Here is an 11,711-nt window from a genome sequence, read left to right as displayed (position 1 = left end):
AGTTGATAAGGACACGATGTTTAGGAACGCCAGAAGAATCACGATAGGATTCAACGAGTGCGCAAAAACAGGTATTTTTCTTACCCTTATTATTTTTGATAACTCTAACGAACATAGAAACACCTTCTTTCTTAACTACATTATACAACAAAAGTAAAGGAAATAAGATAATAAATAGATAACTATACTTAACTACAAGTAAAAAAGACACTCTTTTATTTCCAAAAAAATAAAAAAGAGCCAACTTACTAAGTTGACTCCATTGGTCATGATGAAAATCATGGCTTTTTATTTGCATAAATTTAACTGAAGTTAAATTATAGGTAAAAAATAGATATAACCATTAATTTTCAAAACTGTACCTAATACTTCTTCTTGTTGAGGTATAAACAAACTTATTTTTTGAATTTCTTTTAAATAAACGCATATATCTATAACCTCCTCACTAATAAAAATAAAACAGAGAAAAGTCATAAGACCTTCTCTGTTTAAAAACTTAAATCTACCAACTAAGGCTATGGTAACTCCCTTTTACTGGTTCCAACTCAGGCTATGGTCCTCCGTTTTAGAGAAGAATTATCTTCTATAGACAATATAACATAAATAAGTTTAAATTTCCATAATATTATATGTTTAGATATAATTCTTTTCATATTATAGTATATAGCTCATGACTCATATTTATAATTGTTTTCTTATTTTATTACATTTTTATTTTAGTAAAAATAGTTGATTTAGTAATACTCATGAGACAAAGACTTCCTGAGACGATTACAGACTTCGAGAGTTGCACACAAATTTTTTTCATCATTTTCTAACTGATTTTGTGAGACTCTAGGAACTATAAAAACTCAAAAAGGCTTGATTTTTCAGCGAAATTTGGGATGCAGATTCAAACGAAGAAGCTTGTAAATAAGTACAAAAAATACAAAATTTTAAAAAGTACTGATTTTATGATCAGAATTTTTTATGCAATAACTTGTTATCATGTCATTAATCTATAAACTGGAAGTTGTCACTGCCTTTTAAGTAAACGCTGTTTGAAGGCTTCTATTCTTTGTCCATAACGACTTGTAAAAACAATACCGCATAAAATCATTCCGATTGCGGCACCTTCGGCAAAGTTTGAAACTCCATTTAGAACTGCATTATTATTTAGTTCCGTATGGCTAATCAAACTTGCCACAAACCAAAAGATTCCCCCTGCCAGTAAAAGTAAGTGTACACGCTTCGTATATCGCTCTGTTCCCGCATTCATGTACTCTGCCGCTTTTAATACTGTTTCTTTTGTTTCTTTATCCATATTCTCGTTCTTCCTTTCTCCATCAATGAGTTCTCGAAAATCTACCTCATAGAAATCTGCAAGCCCAATGAGAATATCCACATCCGGCATATTGTTTCCGTTTTCCCATCGTGAAACGGTTCGGGAAGAAACACAAAAATGCTCTGCCAGTTGTTCTTGAGTCAACCCTTTGTCCTTGCGAAGGTATTTAAGAAATTTACCTATTTTTTGCTGGTCCATCCGCAGTCCTCCTTTCGCAAAAATCATAACAGAGCCACATAATAAATGCCACGACACAAAGCGAGAATTGCCGCAATTTAAGGGTAGACACATCATGTCTACCGGGATTTAATTGGGAAATTCTAATTTAACTATTCCTTTATACTTTCTTCTAATTCTAATAAATATCTATCATAATCAGAGATAAATTGTTTATCTTGAATAATACGATACTTCTCAAATTCAGTTTCTGCTTTAGTTTTTGCAATTTCTGCAGTTATTTTTCCTGCATCTTTGAGAATTTCACGATCATCAGCCATTAAAAATAAATCTAAACGTTTGCTCCAATCTTCCATAGTCATTGGGATATGTCTTTCTGCACGATCTTCTGCTAAATCAAGATACGCAGATACAATACGTTCTAGTGATCGCATTTCCTGTTCATTTAAATAATTTTTAGCAATACTTACATCACTTTTTACAATCTTTCCTTCTGGAGCAGCTGCCCATGTTGTAAGACCCATATGTTCTTTTCTGGCATCTGCTCTTTCATAAATCAGCTCAGCTGCAGTATGTCCATGCACTGCATAGTGCATTTTATTTTGAACCTTTGCAAAAAATTGTTTGGTTGTACTTGCTGTACGGTCATAATCTAGAGAAGTCGCATATATATCTGTAATCTTTTGATAAAATCTTCGTTCGGATAAACGAATTTCACGTATCTGCTCAAGTAATCGGTCAAAATATTCTACTGTAAGTACAGAGCCTCCATTTTTAAGCCTATCATCATCTATTACCCAACCTTTAATAGTGTAATCTTTGACAATATTATTTGCCCATTTTCTAAATTGTACAGCACGTTCATTATTTACTTTAAAACCAACAGCAATAATCATCTGTAAGTTATAATGTTTTGTATTTCTTCGAACTTCACGCATTCCCTCAGTTTGAACTATCCGAAAATTTCGGATAGTTGCTGATTCTTCTAATTCTGAATCGGCAAACACTTTTTTTATATGATCATTTATTGTACGTACATCAACCCCATATAGAACAGCCATCATTTTCTGTGTCAGCCATATATTCTCATCTTCATAGCGCATTTCAATGCTATCTTTCTGATTCCCGATAGAAGCAACATAGGTAAGATACTCTGCTGCACTTGAACGAATATTAATTTCATTTTTCTTTTTCGTCAAACTAAATACCTCCTATAAAATTAGAATTTATATAAAACTTTTTTTCAAACCTTTTTTAAATACTAAAATTGCTTTTGCTGTTCCTGTAATTGACATAGTAACTAGCTCATAACCATCTTGTAACATTTTATTTGCTTTTTCTTCTACTTTTTGTGCCATATCATCAGCTTTTGGAGAATACTCTATAACAACTGCTTTATACATTCTTCCACCTCCTAATCTATCACAAATTGTAATTTATCTATATTCTTAATTATAACATATACTATCATTTGATATCATATCTAAATAATAATTTTCATCAATAGAGTGTTCACCCAAAGTTTTCTATCGGATCTAACACGAACAATAATTCCTTTTTCTTTCAATAATTTTTTAATAAAAAATAGTTTTTATTTCTCCATATTAGCCATATATTATACAGCTAATAAGTCATAAACAAAAATATAATATATATTTTTATATTTTAACAAAATAAATAGTATAATAATTCTATTTTTGATAAAATATTAATAGAATTATTGAAAGCGTGGTGCATAGAATGAAATTAACTCAAATTACAAAAGTTTATCATAATAAAAACAATGTTATTCATGCTTTAAAAGATATTAATTTAATGATTCCAAATTATGGCATAACATATATCATAGGACCAAGTGGTTGTGGAAAAACAACACTATTAAATATCATATCTGGCAAAGATACAGATTATGAAGGACAAGTTGAAAACTGTGGTCTTGTTGAATGTGTCGAACAAAATCTCAATCTCATAGAAAACATGAGTGTACTTGATAATCTGTTATTGGTTAATAATGATCCAAAAAAAATAATAGATATGTTAAAACATTTTGAATTAAATGATTTTATGGACTCTAAAGTTAAAAAGTTATCAGTAGGTCAGAAAAAAAGAATACAGATTATTCGTTCTTTACTGGTAGATTGTGATTATCTTATTTGTGATGAACCAACTTCAGCTCTTGACTATGAAAATAGTCATCTTGTTATGGAATTATTGAAAGAAGTATCACTCAAAAAAGGTGTTATCATTGTGACTCATGAATTAGCCCTCATAGATGAATACACTGGACATGTTGTTCATATGGGAAAAGGTATTATTGAAGATAGCAATTACGATTATCAAGATGAACCTAGAATCCTAAAAAAAGATATTTCTTTACATCATATAAAAGAACATTTTTCTATGATTATAAAGACAATTCAGACAAGATATGTATCTTTACTGGTTAAGATATTATCTATCCTTTTGATTGGATGTTTTGTCTTTGTTGGTGTATCTTTGTTCCCTTCTCTAGATCAGATGATTCATCAAAATGGAAAATGGCAAACACATGATAATCTCATTATTACCCAAAGTCGAGACCATCAGATGTCCTCAAAAACTGGTGATTTATATGATGATCAAGATATTCAAATTGTCAAGGACAATATCAATGGTGTCATAGGATACCAGTTTGGTTGGCAAGCAGCACAAGTGAATTTTAATTCTGTATTTTATCCGGAAATGTATATTGATGATATAAGAGAAGCTATATCAACAATGAAACCAGAAGATCAAAATAAAGATTTTTATCAAACATGTCTATCCATATTAGAAAATGATGTCAAACTGTATGAAAGCGAAAGTGGCCAATCTTTTCCAAAAGATATTCCTTTATACATGGATTATCGAAACATTGAAACATTTCAAGATGGAGAGTATGGTTTTGTTCTTGATTTAGTTCATTTTTCTAATTATGGATTCAAAGTCCAGTTTTATCAACTGTTTAAAGGTTGTCAAATAGATTTATTAGCAGGAAGAATGACGGAAAACAATCGAGAGGTTGTCATTTCACAAAATCTTGCCTTAGAACTTTATAAGGCAAAACATTTAGATAGCATGGAACAGCTCATTGGCACGGAAGAAGTCTTGAATATGAATAGCCCTGGTCTATCTGAAGAATTCAAAATTGTAGGCATTGCTTATGCTCAAAACAAAGATGATTATATGATCTTTTTACAAGAAGGAACGATGGAAGATTTATTAAGTGATCACCATATTACTAACAAGGATAAAGTCAAATATCTTTATGTATCTTTTATCAGTGATGTCCAAGAGGATGAAACAGCCATTGCTGAAAATATCAATCAAACATTAAACAGTAATAAAAGTGAATTTGTTGTTTATACAGATTCCATCCTAGCTGATGAGCAAGCCGCTGAAAATCACCAAACTCTCTATTTCTATTTGCTTGTTGGTGGTGGATTATTTGCATTGACAGTCATCTATATTCTAATACTATTTTTCGATAGAAAACGTTATCGAAAAGAAACTTATATTTATAAGCATTATGGTTATCAGCCATTCATCATTTACGGAATCATTATTGGGTTAAGTCTACTTACTGCTTTTGCTTTACAGATGATTTTCTCTACAATTCTCTACAATTTAATGAATACTATTGCTGCTCAATTCGGTTATCCACTTCTTTCATCACATAGTCTTTTATCATACCTTTTGACTTTCTTTATTACAGCAACTCTCATTATCATCATAGAAGGGGTTTATTATTATGCAACTTGCACTTCAAAACATTCATAAATCATTTGGAAATCATATCGTTTTTCAGAATCTATCTTTTGATTTTTCAAATTGTGGATTTTATCTTTTATGTGGAAAAAGTGGGAGTGGAAAATCAACATTACTTAATATTTTAGCTGGTTATGAAGAGATAGATAGTGGTCAAAGAATTATAGATAAGGATATTCATATAACAAGTATTTTTCAAACCTATGAACTTATTAATGAATTGACAGTATATGAAAACTTAAAGATGTTAGAAGATATATATAATGAAGATGTTTCTATGGATTCAATCATGCAGCAATTAGGCTTGCAGGAAATCAAAGATCATTATCCATATGAACTTTCTGCTGGTCAGCAACAAAGAGTTGGTATTGCAAGAGCTCTTATGCAAAAACCACAAGTTATTATCTGTGATGAACCAACTGAATCGTTAGATATAGAAAATAAAAAAATTGTTCTGGATTTACTAAAAAAACTTTCAAACCATTGTGCTGTCATTGTTGCATCTCATGAAAAACAGCTGATGATGGAATATAGTGATTACTGCTATGAAATAAAAGATTATCAACTATATTGCATTTCATCATCACAAAACGATAAACTTCAAATATCCCCAAAACCAAATTACAATCAACAATCTATTCGCTATTATTTCCATAAGATATTTCATAAAAAGATGACCATCATGTCATTGATACTAACATGTCTCATTCTTATAGAGATTGTATGTGTACAAATTGATTATTCTTTGTTCATGCAAGAACATGGTCATGATGCCCTTAATTATCGAAGCCTATATATTACAGATTATACATCTTCTCTACAAGATATAGAGAATAACCATCTGTTGATTCCTTTCCAACCTTTAGAAATCAATCATCAACTAAAAAAAGTCAATGTTTATCCATGTCCTGATGCTTCACGAGTTCATGATAATGAAATTATTATCAATGACAAGCTTGCTAAAGCTCTGCAACAGGAAATTGGTTCAACTATTGAATTATCCTATCAGTTACAAGAAGAAAGTTACCCTCTAACATTCATTATCAAAGAAATCATTGAAGAAAAGGATGTCAATCAAATGCAGATTTATTACTCATATGATTATATGATCAATAAATTAAAAGACACCCCTTATTCCTTAAAATATCCAACTCAGTATGATCTATTAACCAGTGAAACTTTATCCTATGAAATCATCATTGATGGAGATGTCGATCAGGTATATGAGCAATACAGCAATCAAAAAAACATATCAGTCTACCACAGTATTCTTACAGATTGGATAATTCAACAAAAAGAATTTCATTTTTATCATATTATCTTTGTCATTGTAGAAATATTATTATTTGTGATGAACATATGCTTTTTGTTTTATGATATCTTGAAAAATATGAAGAAAAACCAAAAAAACATCTCAATCATGTATTCATTAGGAATTCCATTATCATTATTGAAACAACTATATTTAAAAAAACAAGTCAAAATATTGCTATGTTTTCTTACACTACCAATAATTGAATGTCTTATTACCTATGTATGTGGCATTGATGAATCATTAGTAATGATACTGTTTATACTTGGAATAACGCTTTTATATATACTTGTTTTAAAACTAAGATTGAATGCTTTAAAAGTCACACATATATCAACAATACTTAAAATATCACAAGATGAATAAAGCATGATGTTCTCATTAAAAATCTAAAATACATATAAAGAAGTTCTGTTTTTATCAGAACTTCTTTATTTTTTGATAATCCAAAAACCCACAACCGCAAGTTATTTTAAATTACCTAAAGAAAAAAGGTATGATTCCGCATCAATCTGCACATCCAGCGACAAGACGCCAGAAAATCATACCTATAAAGAATATACTCTTTTTCTACTTAGAATATACCATTATTGTTAAGTTATGTCAACATAATGTTCATATGGTTTTCTCATCAAACTTCAATAATGTTATTCTCAATAAGAGAATAGAAATCGTTTTCCTTTTTCGATTTATTTAGCCTGATTACACTGCATAAATTATCTACAAACTGTAACCCTGGCTCATTTCTAGAATCACACGGAATAATTGATAAAACATTAGAATGCAATTTTATGGTATTGATTATATTATCTTCAAAGTCTGGTTTATTAAATGTGTCAAAAATAATAGATATATCCTGATCAATTGAATTAACAATTTTACTTAACAGAAAGATATACTGTTTTTCTTTGTCTTCCTGTTTAAATGACTTATCCTTTTTAATGTATGAGGCAAAATACACATTGTATTTCATATCATTGAGTTCTTTTAACATCTTTATCTTTATTTTCTGATAATGTCTATCTAATAGAACACCCTTAAATTCTAAAAATATTTGTTGTTTAGTTTTTTCAGATAACTTCATAGTCTTAATCTTTTTTTTAAATCTTTTATAGGTCATATCTGTCATAGACTTAGATACGGTCAATAAACCAGCAACAATAAAATAATCCTCACATTCAGTTTCATCAACAAATAATATCATTATATGGTTTCCTCTTTCTTGTTAATAGCCTTTTTACATTTTATCATTTATCGTTCTGCATTTCTATATAAGCTGTTGAATTGTGTATCATTTTGTCTTTCATTCATTGATTTCATAATGTCTCTCATCTTCAATGAACGATTTTCTATCCCTTCATAAAGCCTCACCGCCTTTCGTAATTCCTTAATTTTTTTGGAAAGACTATACACATCTCTTTGAAGTTTCTCTTTTGTATCAGGATTTTTACAACATCTGATTTTGTTGTAGACACACTTTTGTTCCTTAATAAGTGATTCCAGTCTATTCTTGACAATTGACTCTTCTTTTTTTACATAATAGAGTTGCTTCCTTTGTTATTTGATCCATGTATCTTAAATCCTCCTTCAAAAAAAATGCACCTTACTTTTATGAGGTGCATTCTTGGGCAATATTCCCATTTCAAACATATAATGGACATACAGGACACGAAATCCTGTTATCATTTTTGATTTTTTGATATTTCCCTGATAGTGATATATTATAGGTTTTGTTTTTTGTACAGTATTTTGAAAAGCAATATCATTATTGAAAATACGAAGCTTGATATTTTCTTCACTGTATGATTCATCTTTGGTAAGATTATGAAGTCCAAAAAATTTCTCAGCACTTTTTAGTCTGATGACTATATGCTTGACATCTATTTTGACTTCATATCTCATTAATTTTATAATATCTAATGAATTAAAGGTCATTGAATTAATGACAACTCAATTGAGGAAGCTAATAAATAAACATAAACAAATATAAGATTTAAAAAGTTCTAATTTTAATTTTTCATTTTAATTATTTTTTACTGTTGTCCAGTATATATTCTTCATATTGTTGCCTACCTTCTTTAACCAATTCAAGTCTATATCTATCTCTCGTCAACAATATTCGACTCCATGTATTAATAGGGAATTCTTTTAATAATGATGTTTGATATTGATCTCCGTCTTTAGGTGTCCAGACTTTGTCTAATTTATATTGATTACCATTTTTCTTCATTGTTACTTTCATATAATCTAAATATCCATTGATAGAATTTCCATTATCTTCATACTGTTCAATGTAAAACATGCCATAAATATATATGCTTTATTTTTTAATGTAATTATTATCAACTGTATATTCAAAAGCATGGTGAGCGGATACAGAAAAGATGAAATTTATATCTTCATACATTCCAGGAGAATATTTGTTAGTCTCTATCATTGTTTCAAAATTATCTTTCACAGTACAATCTATCTCTTTAGACAATTCAACTGATAAACTCATAGAATTAACCATAAATTTATAATAATCCCTATAATAGCAATAATCTTAATTGATATAATTGTCGTTTTTTACTTTTTTCTTCTCGTTTCAATCTTCCTTGCAATCTCAATTATTATTTATCTAAATTTTAACAATTTCATATTTAACATCATGTATTTTGCTACCATATTCAGTATTGTAAACATGATTTTAGAGGTATATTTTTCTAAACATTCCTAAATACTATTTTATATTTTTAAATAATTTGTTATTATTTAATCATAATAAAGGGGGTGTACTGTTATGAAGATACTTATTTACGATGATGATAAAAATGACATTAAACAATTATTAACATGCATTAACCATTACTTTAATCAAAAAAATTTAGATTATATAATAAAAATATGTACATCTACTCAAGAACTTTTTAATATTATTAAAGATTATGATATTCTTTTTTTAGACATTCAAATAAAAAATACAAATGGAATAGATATTGGTTTAAAGTTAAATAATATATATCATGAATGTCGAATTATCATAGTATCAAATTACTCTAAATATGCAATTGAAGGATATAAAATACATGCAGATAGATATTTTTTAAAGCCTATTTCTCAAGAAATTTTTAATATTGAAATGGAAAATATTGTTGAAAAATATTTAAAAAAGTATCTTGGTTTTTACGATGAGAAAATTGCTAATAAAAAAATACATTACAATGATATACTATATGTTGAAGTTCTTAATAGAAAAACATACATTCATACTCTCACTACCGAAATATATCCTACTCCTTACACCTTAAAGTATTGGTATCAAAAGTTACATAAATATGGATTTTCATATTCACATCAGTCATTTATAGTTAATTTAGAACATATAAGTGCATTTGGGAAAAATGAAATATATCTTATAACTGATGAAACTATTCCATTGTCTAGAAATTGTAAACATACTTTAGAAATAGAATTCACAAAATATTTACAAGGAGTTTTTTAAAGTGATTTTGATATTCATATTTGACTTATTATCTCTATCATTATTCAACTATCTTGCCCATAATTTTCTAACATTAAGATATAATCATAACATTAAATATATTATTTTTATATTGACCTATTTTTCAATTTGTTTACAAAATATCAATGGTATTAATTCTAATAAAGCACTATTTGTTTTAATCATCTATACATTTTATATTTTTATTCAATATACGGGGCGCCTTCTTACACATTGTTTTGTATTGATTCCTTTTTTTACATTTCAAATTTTTTCAGAAATTTTGGTTGGATTTATTTTAAGCAATGTATTCAATTTCTCAATACCTTCAAACATTTTAACATATTCACATTTATTAGGCTTAATTATTTCTTTTATTATGCTTTGCGTTTTTACAGTATCTTATATTAAAATATCAAAATACATTAAATTCAATAACCTTCCTAAGTATAGCTGGTTAATATTTATTGTACCCGTAATTACAATATTATTGATGATTGCAGAAGATCAACATCTCCATGTATTTAAAGATTATCCTCGACAATATAGAATTATAATAATTCTATGTATAGTATCCTATTTACTGACCATTGTTATTTTTATTATGATAATTAATACTCACAAAGTCGAAACAGATCTTAAAATTGAAAAGTATAAATCTGAAGCGTTGGATCAAAAATTCAGTTTGATGAGTCAACACTATTTATATAACTTTAATTTTTTACATGATCTTATTCATTCATACTCTGATATTTATCGCTTGTTAAACAATAAAGATCTTGAATGTGCTAAAATAGAGCTAAATGCACTTATGGATAAAACATATAAAGAATTTAATTCAATTTATTCAAATTCTATTGTTCTTAATTATTTATTAAATATGCGATTAAATAGTTTTAAAAGCAATCATATTGAATGCATAACTACAATTGAGGATGAAAAAATTAACATCATAGATTTTAATACTCAATTCTATTTTTTTAATTATATATTTGATATTAGTGAAAAACAAATCCAATTCATAGAAAAAGATGAATATAAAATTATAGCAATAAAGTCAAAAATGATAGCAAATAATCTTATTATTCAATGTATTATTCCATATGTTAATTTAAATTTAGAAGAATTTAAAAATAATTTATATTCTATATTATCTCAATATCATTGTATAATTGATATTTCAAAAGAACAAAAATTTAAAATTAAATTAATTATCAATTTTAATAAAACATAATTTGTTACTCATTATATAGGCAATCAAATTCTACTTGAATATAAGTAAGAATTTTGAGTATTTCACTGAAAAGATGACACTGTTTCACTCTTTTGATGACGTCATCACACTAGTGTGATGATAAAATAGTCATTATAGATTTGACCATAGTGGCATCTTTTTATTAACCCTTTTTTGTATTCTCATTGATTTGTCACCCTTTATATGAATAGTATATGAAGACGTTACTATTCTATCAAGTATGGCATCTGCTATTGATTATTCTGCTCAAGTTAACCAATTATTCCGATATTCCTAATCAACCAATATTGTTCCTAACATTCTGATTATTCTGACCAGTTATTCCGATGAATCTGATCAATAATGAAATTCTGATTTTACAGTAAGGTTATAG

The 11,711-nt window shown here is 27.9% G+C and carries 9 protein-coding genes; 4 read left to right on the top strand and 5 right to left on the bottom strand.

What is annotated here, in order from left to right:
• Window positions 1–1,015: 1,015 nt before the first annotated feature.
• The 3 genes from B5E48_RS12250 to B5E48_RS13745 all read right to left on the bottom strand — a co-directional run bounded on the left by B5E48_RS12250 (window position 1,016) and on the right by B5E48_RS13745 (window position 2,904).
• Window positions 1,016–1,522 (bottom strand): helix-turn-helix domain-containing protein, encoded by a 507-nt coding sequence (locus B5E48_RS12250; protein ID WP_087305345.1) that lies wholly within the window; start codon window positions 1,520–1,522, stop codon window positions 1,016–1,018.
• Window positions 1,523–1,653: 131 nt separating this feature from the next.
• Entirely contained in the window at window positions 1,654–2,700 is a 1,047-nt protein-coding gene (locus tag B5E48_RS12245; RefSeq protein WP_087298208.1) for a virulence RhuM family protein, read from the bottom strand.
• Between the two features lie 27 nt (window positions 2,701–2,727).
• Window positions 2,728–2,904: a hypothetical protein gene (locus B5E48_RS13745; RefSeq protein WP_164483560.1), complete on the bottom strand. Its 177-nt coding sequence runs from the start codon at window positions 2,902–2,904 to the stop codon at window positions 2,728–2,730.
• A 337-nt stretch (window positions 2,905–3,241) separates the two neighbouring features.
• Here B5E48_RS13745 and B5E48_RS12240 point away from each other — a divergent pair, with 337 nt between their 5' ends.
• On the top strand, window positions 3,242–5,299 hold the full coding sequence (locus B5E48_RS12240; protein WP_087305343.1) for an ABC transporter ATP-binding protein/permease: 2,058 nt from the start codon (window positions 3,242–3,244) through the stop codon (window positions 5,297–5,299).
• A complete protein-coding gene (locus B5E48_RS12235; RefSeq protein ID WP_087305341.1) occupies window positions 5,271–6,965 on the top strand; it encodes an ATP-binding cassette domain-containing protein in 1,695 nt (564 codons plus the stop codon). Before B5E48_RS12240 ends, B5E48_RS12235 begins: the two co-directional genes overlap by 29 nt.
• Window positions 6,966–7,230: 265 nt before the next feature.
• Here the strand turns inward: B5E48_RS12235 and B5E48_RS12230 are convergent, their stop codons facing one another.
• Window positions 7,231–7,803, bottom strand: coding sequence for a DUF3800 domain-containing protein (locus B5E48_RS12230; RefSeq protein WP_087305339.1), 573 nt, complete (start codon window positions 7,801–7,803; stop codon window positions 7,231–7,233).
• An 822-nt stretch (window positions 7,804–8,625) separates the two neighbouring features.
• On the bottom strand, window positions 8,626–8,901 hold the full coding sequence (locus B5E48_RS12220; RefSeq protein ID WP_143747026.1) for a hypothetical protein: 276 nt from the start codon (window positions 8,899–8,901) through the stop codon (window positions 8,626–8,628).
• Window positions 8,902–9,381: 480 nt separating this feature from the next.
• Between B5E48_RS12220 and B5E48_RS12210 the strand changes: the two genes are divergently transcribed.
• Entirely contained in the window at window positions 9,382–10,083 is a 702-nt protein-coding gene (locus B5E48_RS12210; protein WP_087245718.1) for a LytR/AlgR family response regulator transcription factor, read from the top strand.
• 1 nt (window position 10,084) lies between these two features.
• Window positions 10,085–11,317, top strand: a complete 1,233-nt coding sequence (locus B5E48_RS12205) for a hypothetical protein (RefSeq protein WP_087305333.1) — start codon at window positions 10,085–10,087, stop codon at window positions 11,315–11,317.
• Window positions 11,318–11,711 lie beyond the last annotated feature (394 nt).

The organism is Massilimicrobiota sp. An105 (assembly GCF_002161155.1).
In the GTDB taxonomy this organism is placed as follows: domain Bacteria; phylum Bacillota_I; class Bacilli_A; order Erysipelotrichales; family Coprobacillaceae; genus Allocoprobacillus; species Allocoprobacillus merdigallinarum.
Note: the sequence above shows the minus strand (reverse complement) of the source record. Positions and strands in the feature narration are given on the sequence as shown.

What these genes read in the sequence shown, in the direction of transcription:
- B5E48_RS12250 (WP_087305345.1), bottom strand. Translation starts at nt 1,522, where the DNA reads ATGGACCAGCAAAAAATAGGTAAATTTCTTAAATACCTTCGCAAGGAC.
- B5E48_RS13745 (WP_164483560.1), bottom strand. Translation starts at nt 2,904, where the DNA reads ATGTATAAAGCAGTTGTTATAGAGTATTCTCCAAAAGCTGATGATATG.
- B5E48_RS12240 (WP_087305343.1), top strand. Translation starts at nt 3,242, where the DNA reads ATGAAATTAACTCAAATTACAAAAGTTTATCATAATAAAAACAATGTT.
- B5E48_RS12235 (WP_087305341.1), top strand. Translation starts at nt 5,271, where the DNA reads ATGCAACTTGCACTTCAAAACATTCATAAATCATTTGGAAATCATATC.
- B5E48_RS12230 (WP_087305339.1), bottom strand. Translation starts at nt 7,803, where the DNA reads ATGATATTATTTGTTGATGAAACTGAATGTGAGGATTATTTTATTGTT.
- B5E48_RS12220 (WP_143747026.1), bottom strand. Translation starts at nt 8,901, where the DNA reads ATGTTTTACATTGAACAGTATGAAGATAATGGAAATTCTATCAATGGA.
- B5E48_RS12210 (WP_087245718.1), top strand. Translation starts at nt 9,382, where the DNA reads ATGAAGATACTTATTTACGATGATGATAAAAATGACATTAAACAATTA.